Origin of the sequence: Mesorhizobium sangaii (assembly GCF_014207355.1) — a bacterium.
Lineage (GTDB): Bacteria > Pseudomonadota > Alphaproteobacteria > Rhizobiales > Rhizobiaceae > Mesorhizobium > Mesorhizobium sangaii.
In genome coordinates, this window is the sequence record NZ_JACHEF010000008.1 from 120373 (window position 1) to 140373 (window position 20001).

A 20001-nucleotide genomic window follows, 5' to 3' on the forward strand; every position below is an offset into this window, starting at 1 on the left:
CCTACGCGCCGCCAGCGCTGGCGGTAACGGAAGGGAGAAAAAAATGGCCGAACGGTCTTTTGCCAAGGAAGTCGAAAAGCTGCGGCTCGGCGCCGGTGAGGAATTTGCCGGCGAAGGCATTCTCGCCATCACCAAGGCGCTGCTGCAATGCGGCGTCGGCTATGTCGGCGGCTATCAGGGCGCGCCGATCAGCCATCTGATGGACGTGCTGGCCGACGCGCAGGACATTCTGGGCGAACTCGGCGTGCATTTCGAAGCCAGCGCTTCGGAGGCCACCGCCACCGCCATGCTGGCCGCATCGGTGCATTACCCGATCCGCGGCGCGGCGACCTTCAAGTCGACCGTCGGCACCAATGTCGCCTCCGATGCGCTCGCCAATCTGGCGTCGGGCGGCGTCACCGGCGGTGCGCTGATCATTGTCGGCGAGGATTACGGCGAGGGCTCCTCGATCATGCAGGAGCGCAGCCATGCCTTCGCCATGAAGAGCCAGGTCTGGCTGCTCGACCCGCGTCCCAATTTGCCGTCGATCGTCAAGGCGGTGGAGGACAGTTTCGAGCTGTCGGAGATTTCCAACACGCCGGTCATGCTGCAGGTCCGCATCCGCTGCTGCCATGTGCACGGCCATTTCATCGCCAAGGATAACAAGCGGCCGCCGATGACGGTGGCCGATGCGCTCGACGCTCCGCGCCGCGACACCGGCCGCATCGTGCTGCCGCCCGCCTCCTTCCTGCACGAGAAGGAGAAGGTGCAGAAGCGCTGGCCGGCAGCGGTGGATTTCATCCGCAAGAACAAGATCAACGAGATGTTCGGCTCGGACCACGGCTCGGTCGGCATCGTCATGCAGGGCGGCATGTACAATTCGGTCATCCGCGCGCTGCAGCGGCTCGGCCTCGCCGACACCTATGGCGATACCGATGTGCCGCTCTACGTGCTCAATGCCGTCTATCCGCTGATCGACGACGAGTTCCTGTCCTTCTGCGAGGGCAAGCAATCCGTGCTGGTCGTCGAGGAAGGCCAGCCCAATTACATCGAGCAGGCGTTTGCGGCGATGCTGCATAAGGCCGGGCGCGGCACCAGGCTGGTCGGCAAGGAGCATCTGCCGATGGCTGGTGAATACACCGGCCAGGTCATGCTCGACGGCATCGGCGCCTTCCTGCGCGCCGAGGCCCCGCATCTGTTGCCGGGCGAGGTGCGCGCGCCCAACAAGGTCGGCGACGGCGTTGACACCGCTGATCTGATCAACGTCGTGCCGGGCCGTCCGCCGGGCTTCTGCATCGGCTGCCCGGAACGACCGATCTTTGCCGCCACCAAGCTGGTCGAGCAGGAACTCGGCAAGCACCACATCGCTTCCGACATCGGCTGCCATCTGTTCTCGATCATGCCGCCATTCGAGCTCGGCGCCACCACCATGGGCTACGGGCTGGGGCCGGCCTCGGCCTCTGCCTTCAATTCGCCCGACGCCAAGCGCCGCTCGATCTCCTTCGTCGGCGACGGCGGCTTCTGGCACAACGGCCTGACCTCCTCGATCGGCAATGCGGTGTTCAACAAGAACGACGGTGTCATCGTCATCGTCGACAATTATTACTCCGCCGCCACCGGCGGCCAGGACATCCTCTCGTCGCGCGCCGGCAACAAGACCAAATCGACCAAGCATCCGATCACCGAGGCGGTGAAAGGCATGGGTGTCAAATGGTTGCGCCACATCGACCGCACTTATGACGTGACCAAAATGCAGGACACGCTACGCGAGGCGCTGACCACCGACGAGAAGGGGCCGAAGGTCATCGTCGCCTCGTCCGAATGCATGCTCAACCGGCAGCGCCGCGAAAGGCCGCTTGTCGACAAGGCGATCAAGGGTGGCGAGCGCGTGGTGAAGCCGAAGTTCGGCATCGACGAAGACATCTGCACCGGTGACCATGCCTGCATGCGGCTGTCCGGTTGCCCGTCGCTGTCGGTCAAGTCGCTCGACGATCCGCTGCGCGACGATCCGGTCGCGCATATCGACCAGAGCTGCGTCGGTTGCGGCAATTGCGGCGAGGTCGCCGATGCGGCGGTGCTCTGCCCGTCCTTCTACCGCGCTGATGTCGTGCACAATCCGGGCCGCTGGGACCGCTTCCTCGAAGCAGCGCGGCGCGCCACCATCAGCCTGTTGCAGCGCCGCCGCGAAAGCCGGCGCCTGACCTTCGCCGATGCTTGACGCTGTCCCACCATTGCGCGCTGGCGCTCACGACGACGAGCGCGTCATCAAGCTTGCCGTGCTGGCGGTCGGCGGCCAGGGTGGCGGCGTGCTGGCCGACTGGATCACCGATGTCGCCGAGCGCAATGGCTACGTCGCGCAATCGACCTCGGTCGCCGGCGTCGCCCAGCGCACCGGCGCCACCATCTACTATGTCGAGATGGCCCGCGACACCGGCCGGCTGCCGGTCTTCGCGCTGTCGCCCTCGCAAGGGGACGTCGACATCCTGATCGCGGCGGAGTTGATGGAGGCCGGCCGCGCCATCATACGCGGCTTCGTCACGCCCGAGCGCACGACACTGATCGCATCGTCGCACCGCATCGCCGCCGTCTCGGAAAAGATCGAGCCGGGCGACGGCCGGGCGTCGTCTTCCAAGGTGCATGCGACGGCGGAGGCCGCATCGAAGCGTTTCATCGCTTTCGACATGGAGAAGATCGCCGCCGACAATGGCTCGATGATCTCGGCCAGCCTGCTCGGCGCGCTGGCCGGGTCCGACGCGCTGCCGTTCACCCGCGAAAGCTACGAGCAGGCGATCGGCGCCGGCGGCCGCGGTGCGAAGGCCAGCCTCGCCGCCTTTGGCGCCGCGTTCGATCGCGCGCGCGGCACGGCGGCCCCTACGCCAAGTATGGCAGAGCCAGCGACTGTCGGATCTGCCCCGGGCGCAGGGCAGGTGAGTGGCCCGCAAAATCTGCTGCAAGGCTGGCAGACCTTGGCCGCCCGCATCGATGTGATGCCCGAGGCAGTACGCGACATGGCACTCAGGGGCCTGAGAAAGGTCGTCGACTATCAGGACATCGCTTACGGGGGCGAATATCTCGACCGGCTGGACAAGGCCATCGCGCTGGAGGGGCCGGATCTCGGATATGACTTGTCGGTCGCTGCCGCGAAGCATCTCGCCAACGCCATGTGCTACGACGACATGATCCGTGTCGCCGATCTCAAGACGCGCTCGACGCGCGACCGGCGGGTGCGCCGCGAGGTCGGCGTCAAGGACGGTTCGATCCTGCAGGTGACCGAATATTTCCATCCGCGCATCGAGGAATTCTGCGGTACTTTGCCGGCAAGGCTTGGCGGATATATCGAGAGCCGGCCGAAACTCGCCGCGTTTCTCGACCGCCGCATCAACCATGGCCGCCGGATCCGCACCGACAGCTTCGTCGGCTTTGCCGCGCTCTGGTTCATCGGTGGCCTGCGCCGCTGGCGCCGCAGCCTGCTGCGTCACCAGGTGGAGACTGCGCATCTCGAACGCTGGTACGCGATGGCGCTTGGCTACGTGCCGGTGGACTACACGTTGGCCGTCGAAATCCTCAACTGCCGCCGCCTGATCAAAGGCTACAGCGACACCCACGTCCGCGCCCAGTCGAAATTCGACCGGGTGCTGTCGGCGCTTGATCTGGTCAAGGGCCGCCCGGACGCCGCCGACTGGATCCGCCGCCTGCGCGAGGCAGCGTTGAAGGACGAGAAGGGCGACATGCTCGATGGCGCGCTGAAGACCGTGGCGACGCTCTGAAGCAAGCTACTTCAGGCTACGAGCCCCCGCATCGGCTTCACCGCAGCGGACTCCGGAAACACCTTGTCGCCAAGCACGGCGGCCGAAAGGCCGAACTGATCGGCAAGCAGCCCTTTCAACACGGCCCTGACATCGCTGGTCGGCGCCAGATCGCGTTGTTCGTAAAGCTGAGCCGGCTTCAACCCCGGCCAGTCGGCGATAACGCGGCCGCCCTTGATCGCGCCGCCGGCCAGCAGCACCACGGTGCCGGTGCCGTGATCGGTACCGACGGTGCCGTTGACCTGCGCCGTGCGCCCGAACTCGGTGATGGTGACGATCGCCGTGTCCTTCCAACGCTCGCCGAGACCTTTCTCGAATTCCTCGAAGACGCCGTCGAGGCCACCGAGCAAGGTGGCGAGCCGGCCGGTCGCACCGCCTTCATTGACATGCGTGTCCCAGCCATCGAAGGCCAGGGCTGCAACGCGCGGCCCGTCATCGGCCGCGATCAGCCTGGCGGCGCCTTGTGCTGCCTGACGCATCCCCGCAGCACTGTCGAGGCCGCCCTTCGGCTTCATTGTCTTGCCCATCTTGTCGTCCACGGCCATCCGGTCAGCGTCGAGCCCGTTTTGCAGGGCCACCGCGAGAACCGGGTCGCGGTGCTGGTAGAGATCGAGAACGCGCGACGCGAGCCCGTCGCCGGGCATCGGCAGCGATAGCGGCGCCCAGCCAAGCACCGGCGCCGGCCCACGGATCACCAGTGGTGTCGACGGCCCGACGGCCAGACCGCCAAGCGTTGCCACGCGGTCGCCCGCTGGCAGGCTTTCCAGCGCCCGGTTGAGCCAGCCGGTCGTGACATGGCCGGGGCCGGCAAAGCCGCTTTCCAGCACATCCTGGCCATCGAAATGCGAGCGCTCGCGATAGGCGGTGGCGGCCGCATGCACGACCGCCGCCTGGTTATTCCTATACAGCCGCGCAAACACCGGCATCGCCGGGTTGAGCGCGAAGAAGCCGTCGAGCGGCAGCGCTGCATGCGGGCCTGCCAGCGACAGGGCGATGTCGCCATGCAGGCCGGCATAGTCGGGATCGCCGACCGGACCGACCGCCGAGAGCCCGTCAAGCGCGCCGCGCAGCACGATGACGATCAGGCGCGGATCGCGATTGTCGGCAGCACGGGCAAAGCGGGGCATGTAGGCCCATGCAAACAATGCGCCGCCGGTCGTCAACACGGCGCGACGGGAGGGATTGGGAATTTCGCACAGCAGGCTCATGACTTCGTCTCCGCGGCAGCGATCTTCGCTGGAACTATCTGCGCTGGAATTATCTTCGTTGGAATTCGGGAGCCATCAGCAACAGCGCCAGCCCTTGCTGCTTGGATTCGGCCCTTGCGATCGCTTGCCTCGTCTCCGGTGAGGCGGCAGGGCCGATCAGCGCATCGAGCATGTCGTTGGGATTGCCGATATCCCTGGCCTGCCGCGCTGCCTGCCAGGCGATGTCAAGGCGGGTCTTCATGCCCTCCGCCGATGCCCAGCCGTCGGCCCCGTCGGGAAAGCCGTTGGGTCCCGGCGGTTGCCACAGCGGCTCGCCCAGCGCGTTGAGCCAGCCGAGCGACTGGCCGGGATCGTTGGCCGGACCGGGGCCGGTCGCCCTTCGGATGGCGACGACATACTCGAAGGGCGAACGCATCTTCGCCAACGGCGTCGACCACGCCTCCGGCATGGCGATGAGGGCGGCGGCCAGCGCCCGCAGATTGCCGTCGGTCTTGGCGAAGACCTTGGCGAGGCGGGCGATTGCAGACGGCGGCGGCGTGTCGGCGATGAAATGGCGGGCCAGCTTGGTGGCGATATGCAGGGCCGTTGCCGGGTGGCGGGCGATATCGTTGAGCGCGGCCTCTGCCTGTCCCATTCCACCGGCAGGATAGGTCTTGCCGAGGAGCACTGCATCCCCCGGCTCATGTGCGTTTGCGTTGAAGACAAAATTGCCTGGCTCGCCCAGCCGCCCGTCGCGCCCGGCCATCGTCCAGCCGGTGAGGATGCGTGCGAAACTGGTGACATCGGCCTGGCTGTAGCCGCTGCCGACGCCGAGCGTGTGCAGTTCCAGGATTTCACGGGCGAGGTTTTCATTGAGCCCTCGCTTGCGGTTGCTGCCCGCACGAGAGTCCGGCCCGACCGACTGCTGGTTGTCGAGATTGAGCAGCATCGCCGGATGATGCTCCACCGCCAGCAGCATGTCGGCAAAGCGGCCGAGCACGAAAGGGCGGATGGCCTCCCGCTCGAAGGCGCCGGCGCTGGCTTCAATGAGGATGTCCTTCGCGACCGAAACACAGAAATGGTTCGACCAGAAACAGACGAGCCGTTCGACGAAGCCAGCCTTCGCCCGAATGGCCTTGTCGAAGCGCGCCTGTGCTTCCGCCCGGAACAACGTCGCCTCGACCTGCGGCACGGCGGGTTTGTCGGTCGGCGCAGGGGCAAGCACGGGGTGGGCGGGCGTGATCTGGGCGGGCATGGCCTGTGCGGGCACAGCTTGGGCGCTCGCCGTCGCTGGCTGCGCTGCCGCGGCGGCCATGCGCTCGCGCTTGAGCTGGAAATTTGCCGCCATGCTGGCCTGAATGGCTGGCGTGCTGCCCAGCAAGCCGGCATAGGCCGGATCGTCGAGCGAGATCATGGCGATGTCGGGTTGCCGCAGTTCCGCCCTGAGATACCCGCGCGGGTCGCCGGCCAGCATCTCGCGGTCGCCAGGCCTTGCACCAAGCCCGAAGCGGTTGAACGCGACGAGCACCGGATCTGGCGGCAGGGAACTGGGGGCCGGGACAGCCAAGTCAGCCCTCCATTGCCTGAGCCTCACGCGCCCGGCGCATGAGGCTCGTTCGAGCCGTTCGTGCATAGTCAACGGGGGGAGGAGGCCGGCACGGAGTGGCCGACCCCCGACGCGCATCCTACCAGTGATGCCGGCGGTGCCAGACATGGTGCCGATGCCAGGCGTAGAAGGCCGGGCCATGCCGATAGATATAGCGAGGGTATACCACCACACGGTTGGGCACGCAGCGTCCCCAGGGATTGGGATGCCAGCCCGGACCGCAGCCCCAGGCGACATGCTCGACCAGCGCCGGCGCGGCAAGCGGCGCCATTGGCATCGCCGAGGATGCCGCAGCCGTCGCAACCGTTCCGGTCACGGCGAGAGCCGCGGTGAGCGCGTATTTTGTCAAATAATTCATGGCCATACTCCGAAGTGTCCGAGGTTGAAAACCTGCACGCACATGGTCCGGCAGGTCCTGCCCTTCTCCTGTTAAACGGCGTCGTCGGCGTTTTCCGTCGGTCGTCACGGCGATTTTTTCGACACCGCCGACAGTTGCGACCCAGCGCGTCTGGTGAGCCCTTCCGCCAGCACGCGGCGGCCCTCGGCGGAACTTGCCGCCGCGAACTCGACGATGCGCTGTTCCAGCCTCATGCGCACGGTGACGTCGGCATTGCGCGCCCGCTCCAGCGCCGCCGACAGGGCCGTCGCGTCCAGAACCGGCTGTCGCAGCAGGTCTGCCGCCTCGCGCCTGGCTTGCTGGCCGTCGAGGATGACCTGATGGGATTCGCGGCGAACGTCGCGCAGCGCCTCGCGGAACACCGTGCGATCCTGCTCGGGAAGACGGCCGCCGGCCGTCTCCAATGAGTAGCCCTGGCCTGACTTGCCGTTTCTTATCCAGACGGCCCCGCCGGCAAGCGCTCCGGCCAGAAAGACGTTGAGCACCACCGACAGGGTGACGAGGTTTCGGCTCATGTTCATAGGTCTTCCTCGATCGTGTCGCGGTCCGGGCTGGCGTCGCCGAACGCCGTCGCATTGGCGTCCAGCACATAGTGGTCCGGCTGGACCTCGGGCGTGACGATGCTCACCAGGGCCAATCCGGCGACAGCGCCGGCCAGGCCAATGCCGGCAAGCCCCAGTCCGAGCCACCAGAACCGCTGACGCCGGCGTTGGGCGAGGTACCGGCCGGCGGCCTGCACGATGCTGCCGTGCAGGGCCTTGTCGGGCGCGCCGACGCGGTAGCCGTCCAGCAGGGCGTCAAGTGTCCCGGCATGCCGCAAAATGGCCTGGCCAGTCTCGCTCGGCGCGAAGATCGCGGCGGCAACCCGTTCGGCCTCCGGCCAACGCCGCAAGTCACCGCCATAGGCCGCAGCCAGGGCCGCAAAGCGCTTGGCATCCATTGCCGGTTCGTTCCTGGATCCTTCAGCCATGGTCTTCCCCTTGCCCATCGGCGCCGCTTGCCCGGCTCTCACTCATCGGCGCCTTCCCTGGCCAGGATCGTCTGCAGCGACCGCCGGCCGCGCGAAAGCAGGCTCTCCAGGGCGTCGACGCTGATCTCCAGGGTCGCCGCCGCCTCGACATTGGACATCTCCTGGTAATAGACCAGAACGATCGCTTCGCGCTGGCGCCGCGCTATGCCTTTCAGCGCCCGTTCGACCCGCTGCGCGTCCTCCTGCGGATGGGCATCGGGAAGTGGGGCGGGATCGACCATTTCCGGCAGGTCGTCGGTCACCCATTCGCGCTTGCGGCGCAGCCGGTCGTAACAGAGGTTCAGCGTCACCCGGTGGATCCAGCTGTCGAAGCGCGCATTGCCGCGCCGCCAGCCCGAGGCATGGCGCCAGATCCGCACGAAGGTCTCCTGCGCGACATCCTCGGCCTCCGCCGCGTCGCCGAGCATGCGCACGGCAAGCGCCAGGATGCGCGGCAGTTTGCGCGCGACGAGCGTCTGCACGGCTGCCGGATCGCCGGCGCCGACACGGCGAACCAGCTCCTCGTCCGGATCGGCGCTCATCAGCCGGCGCACTCCCGATGTTCATCGCACGTCATTGCCTCTTGGTCATTGCTCCTGCTTGGGAGCGGTTTTGTGGCCCGGCAGTTCGTCGGCCGTCAGGACGCCGTCGGAATTCTTGTCCAGCCTGGCAAAGCGCTTGGCGAAGAAGGCATCGAGTTCGGCCCGGTCGATGAAGCCGTCATGGTTGGAATCGATACGCGCGAAGGATATGACGGGGTCGCCCTTGATGTTGCGCTTGGCCTGAAAGGCTTCCCATTCCAGCAGGCTGATCTTGCCGTCGCCATCCGTGTCGGCAGCCATGATCGCCTTCTCGCGCCGCTTCTGGAATTTGGCCAGCGTGATGTCGGACCTGGCCTTTGGCGTGGCCGGCGCGGCAACCGGGGGCGTCGCGGCAGGCGGCTGCGTCGCTGTCTGGGCAAGAGCCGCTACGGTCAGCAGGCTCAAGGCAGCGGCAAGTATCGAACGGCGTATCATGCGTTGGCGTCTCCGGTTGGCGCGTCCGCCACGGCTTGTGCCGAGGTTACGCTTCGACCGTTAAACGCCGCGACGACGGAAATCCGTCGGTCGCGCAAATCTGTTTCGGACGCATTTCTTGGATGCAAGGGCGCCGTCGGCGGCTGCAATGACGTGCCGAACCCGGCGCCTCAACGCTGGACGTGAACCGTGCCAGACTGTCGCCGGCCCAGGCGAAGCCGCGTCGGCAGGGACCTAGTCTGATTGGTCGGCCGCGACCAGCTGGTCGGGCTTGAAGCCGGCATGTTGCGGGGTCCACACGTCACCCTCGCGGTTGAACCAATGGCACATGAATATGCCTGAGGCCGCGCCGTCGCTTATGGTCATCTTCGGGCCTCCGGACTTCAGCCTGACAACGTCTCCGGTCTTGAAATTGTTGGGCATTTTCGACCTCCATTCAGAGGCTTAGAGTTTCACACCAAACCGGGGTCTGGACAATGGCCGATATGCCTTGCCGGCGCCGCAAGCCTTTGCTCCTGCGGCGGTTTAGCCTTAACCTTTCCGTAAATATTTGGCTGCTACTTGGGCAGCGATGGCCTCGTGGCGGAGCGGCTACGCTGGAGACTGCAAATCTCTGAAGCCTCGGTTCGATCCCGAGGCGAGGCCTCCATCCTCACTTACCTGTCCGACAAAGCAGCGAACGGCCGGAGCCGGGGCTTGGTCCCGTGACGTCGCGATTGATTGCTGCTTGAAGGAATGGTGCCGCTTAGGTGACTCGAACACCTGACCCCATCATTACGAATGAGATGCGGCCAGTTATCGAGGCCTCCCAGAGCCTATCGCGCGACCGCTGCATCACCTCGCAAAGTCATTGACTTCATTGCACTTGGTAGGCTTTGATATTCTCACTTTCAACCGATGCCTATCAGCCCAAATGTGTCCTGATCGGTGTCCCGTAGTATGGTGAGACACATGGCCGTGGCAATCAGCCAGAAGAAAATTGATGGGCTTTTGAAGGACCGTCCAGCAGGCAAGCGCGAGGTGGCAGATGGGGGCCAGCCAGGTCTCTACCTGGTGATTGGCCCGCGCACGGCGAAATGGATCGTGCGTTACCGAGCTCCGGGCACGAAGCAAAACGTCAAGCTGACGATAGGCAACTACGGCTCAGTGCGGCCTGCGCTGGGTCTCCATGACGCTCGCAAAGCAGCGCAGGCCGCGCTACATGCGGTGTCCGAACAGCGTGATCCGCGGCAGGCGAATGAAGCGGCAAAGCGCCGGAACCACACGATCGAAGACGCCTTTGCCGATTTCGTGGAGAGACATTCCAGGGCGAGAAACAAGGCGAGGACGATTCTCGATAACGAGGCCATCATTCAAAGAGAAATTGTGCCCAGATGGCGCGGTCGGCGAATACAAAGCATCACCCGCCAGGACATAATTGAGTTGGTCGACGGCATCGCGGATGGCAAGCGAGATCCTGATGGCCAGGTTGTCGCAGAGGGTCGACCGCAATCGGCCGTCAGGGTTCGTGCGCTACTATCGAAGGCCTTTTCTTGGTTTGCGGCAAAGTCAATCATTGCCGAAAATCCCTTTCGCGACATTGAGGTTCCGGCGTCACCGGTGGCCCGAGATCGTGTGCTCTCCGATGACGAAATTCGCTATTTCTGGTCTGCCGCTAGCGCCGTGGCCTGGCCGTTCGGCGACATGGCGCGCTTGTTGCTGCTGACCGGCCAGCGGCGCGCCGAGGTCTCAGGAGCGATGTGGGCAGAATTCGAACTGGATGGCGATGAGCCGAAATGGTCCATCGCGGGGGAGCGCACGAAGAACGGTCGGCGCCAAGTTGTCCCGCTGACGCCCCAGGTCCTCAACATATTGACCAGGCTGCCACGGGTTAAGCAAGAACAGTCGCCGCTCGAGGAAGGGTCGCCTCAAGAGCAGGAAGAGTGTCCATGGATACTCTCCACCAATGGCGCCACGCCGGTCAGCGGCTTCAGCCGGGCAAAGCAGCAAATCGATCAAGCGATGATCGAAGCTGCCCGAAAGGCGACTGGAAACCCTGACGTCAAGATCAATAACTGGACGTTCCACGACCTGCGCAGAACTGCAGCTTCTGGCATGGCTGGTCTAGGGGTGGCCGTGCATGTCGTCGAGGCTGTCCTCAATCACAAGTCCGGCAAGATTTCGGGCGTGGCCGCGGTCTACAACCGTCACGACTATGCGCGCGAGAAGCGCGAGGCGCTCAGCGCCTGGGCGAATCTTGTGGATCGAATCGTTGGAGTGACCTCGAAGAAAAAGGTGATCTCGCTGTTCGGAGACCGCACCTGATGGCCAGAACTCCAAAGCCAGGCGACTTTGCCTACGAACAAACCCGGTTCGCCATTACCAATGGCGAGATCGCTGGTGAGCACGTCATGTACGGTGGAGACAGGGACGAACAAATTATGCGCCGGAACGGTTACCTCGGCCCCTTTGATTTTTGGGAAAAGGCACTTTCCGAGAGCATGACTGTCGGTTCGTTTGTCAGCTTACTATACCACCACTCTAAGGATCCTGAGCGGATGGCTGACGAAGGTCGCGGACAGGTGATTCCGATCGAGACCCTGCTTAGGCATGCGCTGAAGCAGGCGTGTAGAGAAGGCGAGTCTTGGATTGCTGGCGTTACCCCAGATGGGTTCTCGGATGATCGACTCATTAATCCTATAAGTGCCGTCGAATGGTTCTATCTCCGCCCAAAGAAGCGTGATTTGTTGCCTAAGACACTGCTCCAAGTTTTGTCAAAGAGGCGGGACGGTCAGACATCGGATGTTCCCCGTGGTGGGGGAAAGCGCGGACCCAAACCTACACAAGGATCGCGTATCGAGGCTGAAATGCGCGCGCTTGCTCCACAGGACTTGAAGGGCATGAAGCAGGAGGACATGGTGCGTAGGTTCGGAGCTGCGCGCTCTACCTGCGAGGCGGTTCGACGTCGGGTACTGTCTACAAATGGCTAGCCGCCGGCAATATCGACAATCGACAAATAGCGACTGCCCGCCGAATGGGTCAACTTGATTGCTCTAAACCCATCGGGAGCAATCAATGGTTAAACAAGTAAGGCGCTGGGTGCCCGCTCGAAAAGTCAAGGAGCGATACAACTTTTCCGAGATGACGCTCTGGCGCAGAGTCAACCGTCCGGATCCTTTGCTTCCTTTTCCGAAACCCGTCTATGAGGGCCGGCGAAAACTGTTCGATGAGGCAGAGCTCGATCGCTACGACGAGAGCCTGCTGGCAGGCGCAGCATGACCGGTGTTGATCACGAGAACAGCGCTGTCATCGATGAGGCGGCACGCTGGATCACGACAAGACCTCATCGAATGGAACGGCCGACGGTGCCTCTTTTGCGAAGTCGGTTTGGCCTCACCTGTGCTGAGGCGTGCGCGGCGCTAACAGAGGCTGCAAAATCAGGGGGCGCCAGTGCGATTTCCCCCTGAAATAGCGAAGGGCGATCTCTCGATTGCAGTCGAGGGATCGCCCGAAGCCGATAAACAAATCCGTGGTAGGGTTTCGAAAATCGACGAAAGACAATCTAGCGCTAGAAGCTCGCAATCGCAAGCAATTGCGCGAGCCGCGCACTGGTATTTGGAGCATCGCGAAGATTGCGCGCGACCTATCGTGCCTTTTCTTCGCTCCAGGTTTGACCTTTCTGCGATCGAGGTCGTAGCAGCGATCCGGCAGGCAAATGGAGGTGCAAGATGAGCACCTACCAAGAGCTAATGGCGGGCGGGCTGAGGCCTAACCGTGCGCGTATCCAGGACATCGCGAACCGATGCCAGGATGCCGAATTGGTCGAAGGCTACACGTCAGGCTCGATCGTTACTCCCGGCGCATCACTGCGCCGGAACAACCCTTCGCGACCCTTCGGCGGGCGATTTACCCGTGCGCGGCCGCAGCGCTCCCCCGACCGCGAGAGATCGATTTATCGACGCCGAACGCTCGCCGCGACCTGGCCCATGCCTCCCTTCATGGCGGGCATGCTCACTACGAGCCAAGTTGCCTATGCTCGCATCGTGGCAGACGAGGTTCACAGGACGGGTCGCTGTGACCTCACGCTGGACGAGATTGGCGCACGGGGCGGGATGTGTCGCAAGACGGCAAAGCGGGCGCAGGACCGCCTCGCAGAGTTGCGATGGATCGCAGTCGAGGAGCGGCCAGTAACCGGCCGCAAGCACTTATCCAACGTCGTGCGCATCGTTTCGGACGAGTGGGCGATGTGGATCAAAATGGGCCCTAAGCCTCGCCGCATAGGGGGACATTCGTGCCCTACCACGGGAAACCAGTCTGATTCATTCAGATCGGAGAGGCCTAAGCGGCTTAGGAAGAAGGTACCAATACCAAAGTCCCCGTGAACAGAATCGCCAACCTGTGCCTGGAGGGGGGAGCAGCGTAACAAAATTGGAGCACATAATGATTAAACACGTGCTCGGCGAAAGTGTCCAATTATTTTACAGATAGTTATGTGGAAATTTCGGTGCATATCTCGACTTAGGACACATTTTGAGCCACACGTCTCACCCGGAAGGCGTGTTTTCGGTGTCGTTGCGGTTGTCGAAACCCTCGCGCGCGCATGTGAGTGTCGCGAAATGTCGTGAAATTGGAGGAATGTGGATGGCGAAGCGAGGACGGAAACCGAAGCTCTCAATCGCGAGGGCAAAGCAAGCCCTTGAGAAGTCGGGCAGCATCCGAACGATCGCCGCCAAAATGCTGGCCGTGCATCGGTCGACCCTTTGCTCCTTCATGAACAAGCACCCCAGCCTGCAGGCATTCGCGGACGATATCGAGGAAGTCCTGAAAGACGACGCCGAGGACCAGGTGATCAAGGCCATCCGTGCGGGCGATATGCCGACCGTCCGTTGGTACATGGAGCTCAAGGGCAAGGATCGGGGCTACGTGCGCCGCGTCGAGAGCACCGGCTCCGGTGGAGGCCCGGTGGAGGTCCAGCAAAAGCATGACCTTTCTGGGTACAGCGACGAAGAACTCGAGCAGATGCTGGCGATCGCAGAGGCCCGCGAGAAGCGAGAAGCCCTAAGAAAATCTGAGGCACACCGCGAAGGCAAGGCCGCACTAACGCGTGAGCAAATGCCAGGCCAACGCGGATCCTGATTCCAGTGACCACCCCTAGACGAGCCGAACGGCAACTTTCCACCGCTTTGCCAACATTCCCGAGCTGAATTCAAGGCTCGAAGCGAACCTTCGTCGCAATGGACGCCAGGAAGCTTGCTCGGCTGCGCCCTAACGGCGGCTGGCTACGCCGCTGTTGTTGCCGCAGGCTTCCACGCGGATCCCGGAGTGTTCCGGTTGGCTGTCGCCGAGAATCTCGAAGGCCTCATCCAACTGCTCCAGCCGGGCCGCTTGGAGAAGCTCCATTTCGTGAGGTTGATCTGGACGCCAGGCTTGGCCGTGGCGCGCACCATCGTCGTCGGCGCCGAGCGTTTCGTGACCGATACAGGCCATGCGCTCGGTCAGCACTGGTTCGGCGCCGGCATCGATGTGCTGGAGGATCTGATCGTCGCCGAGGCCACTCGCCTCAAATCTCCTACCTGGTCGCACCCCGAGCTTATCGCCCGGCTCAAAGGGAAGGAGAACCGGGAAGCCGATCGCTTCGCCGCTGGAATGTTTTGATTTTGGACATGTCCAAATGCTTCACGTGACACGGGTCACTGGCGTTTCGTCCAGTGATCTGACCTGTCGACCCCTTGCGCAAGATTGCGCTGGGGTCGGGAAGCGACCGGCAAGCCGTTGATTTCAATCGGTCGAAAAACAATCCGGCGCCACGCCCGGTAATTTTTACCGACCGTATGGTGAGGATCGGGAAGGCGCGGAATAGATCCCTGCGCAGCCACAGGCGGGCAAGGGTGAGCGCGGCGACCATCGGACGTGGATGGGAAGGCCGGCGACTGAACGCGCGCTGGCGGGCTTCTATTTGAGCTCCCCGAATTGAGGGAGCGCAAATCTTCGATCCTTGATCCGAATCGGGCCGGACCCGTCACTGGAGACGTCGCCAGTGAGAACCGGTGACCCGCGCGGAACCGGTTTTTCATGTACAGGTGTGATCGGTCTTCCCCCATTGGGGGATGAACATTTCATCGACAGCATGGGCCGTCCTCGGTCGGAAGCGAAGCTGGAACCTATCGCCGGCCGACCTTCTGGCCGGCCGGGGCTGATCACTTATTGGCCCCAGGTTATTTCCTGGGTCCCGGTGGCCGTCTGTATTGAGACTGCGATTGGATCGCATTTCGGTACGATATCGAATTGTTGGCCAAAGCGCATTTTACGGTCAGCGGCATTCGAGGGGTTGTAAATCGCGCAGTTGCCATGGTTGACGGTCACGCCGGTGATTGTCGCGTTGTCGTCGTGGAGAGTAAGAAGGAGGTGCCACGCTCCATAGTAGGTGTATTTTTGCGCCCAAAAGGCGCCTGTGTCGTCATGCGTCTCGACTGGAGCAGCTGTCGTTTCGAGTGAGGGGTCGACTGGTCCATCCCAGCCAACGACACTGTGTCCCTGATCGGTATCGATAGACAGCTCGATGGGTTCGCAAAGGGTCGTAAAGCGGATTTGTTCGCCAAACTTCATCCGCTCCCCGGCTCCCCATTGACGTTGTTGTATGGGGCAGTTGTTGCGGTTTACGGCAACGCGATTGATTGCTAGCTCGTCGCCCCTGACGGTAAAAGTCAGGTCCCATCCTCCAAACCGGTCTTGGTATTTCGTCACGGTGAAGCCGTTATCGATATCCGGCGGGCTTGGTGTGTTGGCGACCTCATCGTCGGCAGACGGGCTTGGCGCTTTGGAACAGTCTTCGAAATCGCCCTCGGCAGTGAGAACGCAGAGGTTGAAGAGCTTGCGCATCTGCGCCGAAACTACATTGCGCTGATCGCAGGCCTTGTCCGTAGCCGGGTCGTCGCCTGAGCCGCCACGGCACAGATCGTCCAGATGGCGGTAGGCCATTCCCAGCGCGGCCGGGTTCGGTTGGGCCGCTTGCGCCGTGCCGGTCAGAAGGAGCGCCGCTGTCGCGGCTGCAAGGCAGAGAGGGATGCGCTTTTTCATGATCTGATCTCGTGGGGGAGGTTTCAAAGGCTGTAACCAAGCGAGGGTAGTGACTCATGGCCTTCAGCCAGAAGCAAATCACAGTCGAGTTCGATCTGGCAAACGGCCAGTTTGCAGGCGGCGGAAAGCTTCGTCATGATATTGGCGGTCCTGTCGCGCACCACCGTTTGGCATCTGGAGCGATTTCGATGTGTGCTGAAAATTCAGCGGACGCAATCGCGGCTCTTGCTCGATCGCTCGACCATCGAGAAGTTCTTTCGCCATTTGAGCTCACCAAATTCGGTGACCGCAAATCTTCGAGCCCCGATTTCCCGCTCCCCCGTCTTGGGGAGCGGCATCGAACGTTGTGAAACCAATCGCCATTTGAGCTCGCCCAATTCGGCGAGCTCAAATCTTGGGGCAGGCAGAGTCAAGCATTCAGGTCAGTTTGCGATTCTGCGCAGGTTTGCCCTTTGTTATCAATTATGTCCTTGCTAATTGTATCCCATAAGATACAAATATGCATGTTCGAAGTCATCAAGACCAATATCTTTGACGCATGGTTCGAGAGGCTTCGTGACGGCAGGGCGAAGGCGCGCATTCTGGCCCGCGTCAGCCGCGTCGAGGACGGCAACCTCGGCGATGCCAAGTTCTTCGACGGCATCGGCGAACTTCGCATCGATTATGGACCGGGCTACCGCATCTACTTTTTGAAGCGCGGCGACGTTGTCGTGATCTTGCTGTGCGGCGGCGACAGGGCAGTCAGAGCCGCGACATCAAGCGCGCGCTCGATATCGCAAAGGAGGTTTAGAAATGGCAATCACGACCAGCAATTGGAACACCGCCGATTACCTCAACACCGAGGAGGCGATCGTCGCCTTCCTTGACGCTGTCATGGAGGAAGGCGACCTCCAGTTCCTGTGCAAGGCACTCGGTCATGTCGCCCGATCCAAGGGCATGACGGAAATCGCCAAGAAAACCGGCATGTCTCGCGAAAGCCTCTACAAGGCGCTCAGCGAGAATGGGAACCCGTCCCTTGCCACGGTCGTGTCAGTGCTCGACGCGATGGGGCTTCGGCTGTCAGTCGCCCCGCGCGAGCATGAGCGCGCGGCTTGACGGGAGGACCAACTATCGACCCAGCGCACCGGCAGCCAGAGGATTACCACTGATGAACATGACATCCATCAAGCGCGGCCTGCCCGCTATGCACCCCGGCGAGCTTCTGCGCGAAGACCTCATCCCGGCGCTCGACAAGTCGAAGACCGAGATCGCCAAGCTGCTGGGCATTTCCCGGCGCACGCTCTACGACATCCTGGACGAGAAGCAACCTGTCACCGTCGCCATGGCGCTGCGCCTTGGTAAGCTGATCGGCAACGGTCCGGTGTTCTGGCTCAACCTCCAGCGCATGTACGATCTTGAGCAGGCAGAGAAAACACTGAGCGCCGAGATCGAAGCCATCCCGACACTGCATGCGGATACATCACAGCGCTGAAGGCTTTCCGCGTATTCCTTCGCCGGACGGCCACCGAGAGGGTCCGGTTTCGGAAAAAACCGCGAAGGTCAAAGGGCGGCCGGCCGAAGAAGACCCTTCCCGACGAGAATGGTTTCACGGCGGCCGATGCGGGGCTGACCAGCAAGGAAATCCACGACGCGCGCAAGCTGGCCGATGCCGAGCGGCGAGATCCTGGTATCGTCGAACGGGCCAGCGACGCCATCAGGTACCGACCTCCCCCCTCCTGCCTAGGGAGCGAAGGGGCGGCCTATCTATCTCAAGACTAGCGCGGCGCGTCACCTTCTCCGGCCGACCTTCTGGCCGGCCAGGGCTAGTTCGTCTCGCCGTGTCCGTGAGCGACTTCATCGTCGCTGTACTTCTGATCCAGGTTAAAGGGCAGCAAGCGGAAGGTGCTTGGGATCGTGACGGCAAAGCCCCCGGTTGAAGAAGCTCTTCCCGTAACTCGGATCATCCGATATTTGTCCGTAGGATCAATAAAGGGATCGACGAGACGGCCGGCGCGGTCATCCGTCACTATATCGATCGTATAGGCAGCGGTTCTAAAAGCGGACATCCGCATATTCTCAATCAGCAATGACATCAGTGTTGCCAAAACGAGCTAGGTATTTCTCAAGCGATCTGCATCGTTGCGAATAGAAGATCTTCCAAATCTATGCGGATCCGGGGCGTCTGCGCATTGTCCAGAACCACGGCTTCGACCGGAAGGCGCTGTTACTTGACGGCCCGATTCCGCGCATATCGCTTACGCGGCGCAGGTGTTGGCCGCCTCAATTTAGGTTAAAGCTTTGTCAGGGCGCGCTCAGCGGTACACCGGATTGAAAAATCCGATATTCAAATCGCACTTGATCGGCAGATGCGCCGCGGCTGTCGGCGGCAATCGCCAGGACCCTTCCAACCAACACTTCACCCCTCTTGTTCAACGCGGCAAAGGCTTCGCCTAGACCAATCGTGTAAACGTGTGAGCTGCCGTCGAACTCCTCCATGTCGAGGAGAGCGTCCCGAACAACGCCCTTCAACCGCATAATCGCGACCAGCGTAGGCGTGCGATATAGGAGCACCTCTGTATCGCTTGCCTCGGAAAAGCGCAGATCGATGGTGCCCAAGGGCGACGGCACACTAATCTTTCCATCGTCACGCGAATAATCGAAGTCGATCTCACCTGATGCCGACTCCCGACCCGACGGGCCAGACCTCCGCGCTTTTGAGACCGCGGAAGTTCGCATCCGTACCGCAGAGTTCGCCGACGCTTCGGCCGACCGAACCTCCTCCACGATCTCGTCCGCCGTGCCGAACTGCCGCAGCAGCTCGGCGAGGCTGGAGAGGTGCAGATTCTTCCCGCCTGATGCCCTACGATACTCGATCAGCAGTTCGGGGCGGGTGAAGACGGGCTCGCCGCCCGAGCGCACGAACCAGTCCGCCTTCTCCTCGCCGGTGACGAACACCAGGTCCTTCTGCTTTTCGCGGCCGATGCGCAGCAGCGCTTTCCAGATAAGAAAGTCGCCAATGCCGGTGTCCTGCTTGCCCCCGTCCTTGTAGCCCGGAGGTATCTTGTTCGCTAACCGGTCCGCCCATTCTGCCTGAAGCGCTTCTCGCTCTTCTTCGTGTTCGATGACGTTGCCCGCGGCAAATGCCTCTGCGTAGAGCGTCGTGACCGGGTCGTCACCACGCCACGCGGTCACGCCGGTGCGAATGCGGCCAAGCGCCTTCAGATAGGCTTTGCGTCCATCGGCCAGATCCTGTCCGGCCTTCTTGAGCTCGTTGTACCCGTCCAGACCTTCCAGAATCGGAGAGACGACCCCTTCGACCGAAATTCTGGAAGAGAGGTCCGCGATCGTCTTCAGAAGCTCGGCTATCTTGCGATCCCGGTGCTTAATAAACTCGCGGGCAGATCGGGCAGGTAGAAACAGCCGCCCCTCTTCGGCGAGCTTCTTGTAAGTGGCCGCAAGTGCGCCGAGGTCGTCCTTTCCGATGGCGTACGGCAGCAACAGCGCATTTGTATCGATCGCGACCAGGACGTCCGAATCGGCAACGCCAGCGACCAAGCTGGAGCGCAGGAGATCGACCGGGTCCGGGAATATGTCCTCGAGCAGGAATGGGTTCGCCGCGACCGCCGGGTCATCGCGCCTAGACGGCGCGGCCGGCTGGCGCTTTTCGCCTTCCGGCACCGCCTTCGCTTCGGGCGCCGCTTCCGGCTTGGCTTTGCTCATTCGTGCGTTACTCCAGCGCCAGTCAGTCCGCCTACCCGCAACTGTAAAGACATTGTCGCCCGGCGGCGACTCCGTACTGATTGTGCCCGATCCGAAGCCGATGGCTGCTGCAATTCAAGCGACTTACCGCTATGCATAGCGGATGATGCGTGAAGCCCCTTTGAGACCCTCCATGCGCCTCGACGAATCGCCCGGTGGCGCGGTTGCTTGTCAGGCCTTGCTCGCAATGCCATTCAGCATCGGCGT

General features: G+C 62.5%; 22 protein-coding genes and 1 tRNA gene. 12 read left to right on the top strand and 11 right to left on the bottom strand.

The features are described 5' to 3' along the window. Positions 1-43: 43 nt before the first annotated feature. Together HNQ71_RS30245 and HNQ71_RS30250 are read left to right on the top strand one after the other, a co-directional pair. Entirely contained in the window at positions 44-2197 is a 2154-nt protein-coding gene (locus tag HNQ71_RS30245) for a thiamine pyrophosphate-dependent enzyme (RefSeq protein ID WP_184877390.1), read from the top strand. After that, a complete protein-coding gene (locus HNQ71_RS30250; protein ID WP_184877392.1) occupies positions 2190-3746 on the top strand; it encodes an indolepyruvate oxidoreductase subunit beta family protein in 1557 nt (518 codons plus the stop codon). Before HNQ71_RS30245 ends, HNQ71_RS30250 begins: the two co-directional genes overlap by 8 nt. 11 nt (positions 3747-3757) lie before the next feature. On the opposite strand, the gene HNQ71_RS30255 is transcribed toward HNQ71_RS30250, so the two are convergent. The 8 genes from HNQ71_RS30255 to HNQ71_RS30290 all read right to left on the bottom strand — a co-directional run bounded on the left by HNQ71_RS30255 (position 3758) and on the right by HNQ71_RS30290 (position 9423). Beyond that, positions 3758-4993 carry a DUF1501 domain-containing protein gene (locus HNQ71_RS30255; protein WP_184877394.1) on the bottom strand — a complete coding sequence of 412 codons (1236 nt, stop codon included), beginning with the start codon at positions 4991-4993 and terminating at the stop codon, positions 3758-3760. A 49-nt stretch (positions 4994-5042) separates the two neighbouring features. Continuing rightward, a complete protein-coding gene (locus tag HNQ71_RS30260) occupies positions 5043-6539 on the bottom strand; it encodes a DUF1800 domain-containing protein (protein WP_281391470.1) in 1497 nt (498 codons plus the stop codon). A 118-nt stretch (positions 6540-6657) separates the two neighbouring features. Next, complete coding sequence (locus HNQ71_RS30265; protein WP_184877396.1) at positions 6658-6936, bottom strand: GCG_CRPN prefix-to-repeats domain-containing protein; 279 nt, start codon at positions 6934-6936, stop codon at positions 6658-6660. Positions 6937-7040: 104 nt separating this feature from the next. After that, a complete protein-coding gene (locus tag HNQ71_RS30270) occupies positions 7041-7496 on the bottom strand; it encodes a periplasmic heavy metal sensor (protein ID WP_184877398.1) in 456 nt (151 codons plus the stop codon). Next, complete coding sequence (locus HNQ71_RS30275; protein ID WP_184877400.1) at positions 7493-7945, bottom strand: hypothetical protein; 453 nt, start codon at positions 7943-7945, stop codon at positions 7493-7495. Before HNQ71_RS30275 ends, HNQ71_RS30270 begins: the two co-directional genes overlap by 4 nt. A gap of 38 nt (positions 7946-7983) precedes the next feature. After that, positions 7984-8526 (bottom strand): RNA polymerase sigma factor, encoded by a 543-nt coding sequence (locus tag HNQ71_RS30280; protein WP_184877402.1) that lies wholly within the window; start codon positions 8524-8526, stop codon positions 7984-7986. Between the two features lie 45 nt (positions 8527-8571). After that, the gene (locus HNQ71_RS30285) at positions 8572-9000 is read right to left on the bottom strand and encodes an EF-hand domain-containing protein (RefSeq protein ID WP_184877404.1); all 429 of its coding nucleotides are present in this window, start codon (positions 8998-9000) and stop codon (positions 8572-8574) included. Positions 9001-9234: 234 nt separating this feature from the next. Then, the gene (locus tag HNQ71_RS30290; protein ID WP_095082538.1) at positions 9235-9423 is read right to left on the bottom strand and encodes a YodC family protein; all 189 of its coding nucleotides are present in this window, start codon (positions 9421-9423) and stop codon (positions 9235-9237) included. 150 nt (positions 9424-9573) lie between these two features. Here HNQ71_RS30290 and HNQ71_RS30295 point away from each other — a divergent pair. The 6 genes from HNQ71_RS30295 to HNQ71_RS30320 all read left to right on the top strand — a co-directional run bounded on the left by HNQ71_RS30295 (position 9574) and on the right by HNQ71_RS30320 (position 14634). Next, positions 9574-9649, top strand: a tRNA-Cys gene (locus tag HNQ71_RS30295). A 302-nt stretch (positions 9650-9951) separates the two neighbouring features. Further along, on the top strand, positions 9952-11304 hold the full coding sequence (locus tag HNQ71_RS30300; RefSeq protein WP_184877406.1) for a tyrosine-type recombinase/integrase: 1353 nt from the start codon (positions 9952-9954) through the stop codon (positions 11302-11304). Further along, positions 11304-11969 (top strand): hypothetical protein, encoded by a 666-nt coding sequence (locus HNQ71_RS30305; protein ID WP_184877408.1) that lies wholly within the window; start codon positions 11304-11306, stop codon positions 11967-11969. The genes HNQ71_RS30300 and HNQ71_RS30305 overlap by 1 nt, the downstream gene beginning before the upstream one ends. A gap of 85 nt (positions 11970-12054) precedes the next feature. Further along, positions 12055-12258, top strand: a complete 204-nt coding sequence (locus HNQ71_RS30310) for a DNA-binding protein (protein ID WP_184877410.1) — start codon at positions 12055-12057, stop codon at positions 12256-12258. Positions 12259-13509: 1251 nt separating this feature from the next. Then, positions 13510-14115, top strand: a complete 606-nt coding sequence (locus HNQ71_RS30315; RefSeq protein ID WP_184877412.1) for a helix-turn-helix domain-containing protein — start codon at positions 13510-13512, stop codon at positions 14113-14115. Between the two features lie 195 nt (positions 14116-14310). Beyond that, positions 14311-14634, top strand: a complete 324-nt coding sequence (locus HNQ71_RS30320) for a hypothetical protein (RefSeq protein WP_184877414.1) — start codon at positions 14311-14313, stop codon at positions 14632-14634. Positions 14635-15180: 546 nt separating this feature from the next. On the opposite strand, the gene HNQ71_RS30325 is transcribed toward HNQ71_RS30320, so the two are convergent. Beyond that, positions 15181-16056 (bottom strand): hypothetical protein, encoded by an 876-nt coding sequence (locus HNQ71_RS30325; RefSeq protein WP_184877416.1) that lies wholly within the window; start codon positions 16054-16056, stop codon positions 15181-15183. Positions 16057-16112: 56 nt separating this feature from the next. Here HNQ71_RS30325 and HNQ71_RS30330 point away from each other — a divergent pair, with 56 nt between their 5' ends. From HNQ71_RS30330 to HNQ71_RS30345, 4 genes are all read left to right on the top strand, one after another. Then, entirely contained in the window at positions 16113-16406 is a 294-nt protein-coding gene (locus tag HNQ71_RS30330; protein WP_184877418.1) for a hypothetical protein, read from the top strand. Positions 16407-16559: 153 nt separating this feature from the next. Then, positions 16560-16922 (top strand): type II toxin-antitoxin system RelE/ParE family toxin, encoded by a 363-nt coding sequence (locus HNQ71_RS30335; RefSeq protein WP_210334104.1) that lies wholly within the window; start codon positions 16560-16562, stop codon positions 16920-16922. Further along, positions 16849-17151, top strand: a complete 303-nt coding sequence (locus tag HNQ71_RS30340) for an addiction module antidote protein (protein ID WP_184877420.1) — start codon at positions 16849-16851, stop codon at positions 17149-17151. The genes HNQ71_RS30335 and HNQ71_RS30340 overlap by 74 nt, the downstream gene beginning before the upstream one ends. A gap of 52 nt (positions 17152-17203) precedes the next feature. Further along, entirely contained in the window at positions 17204-17527 is a 324-nt protein-coding gene (locus HNQ71_RS30345) for a HigA family addiction module antitoxin (RefSeq protein ID WP_184877422.1), read from the top strand. A 331-nt stretch (positions 17528-17858) separates the two neighbouring features. On the opposite strand, the gene HNQ71_RS30350 is transcribed toward HNQ71_RS30345, so the two are convergent. Continuing rightward, complete coding sequence (locus HNQ71_RS30350; RefSeq protein WP_184877423.1) at positions 17859-18128, bottom strand: hypothetical protein; 270 nt, start codon at positions 18126-18128, stop codon at positions 17859-17861. 208 nt (positions 18129-18336) lie between these two features. After that, the gene (locus HNQ71_RS30355) at positions 18337-19755 is read right to left on the bottom strand and encodes a PIN-like domain-containing protein (RefSeq protein WP_184877425.1); all 1419 of its coding nucleotides are present in this window, start codon (positions 19753-19755) and stop codon (positions 18337-18339) included. Positions 19756-20001 lie beyond the last annotated feature (246 nt).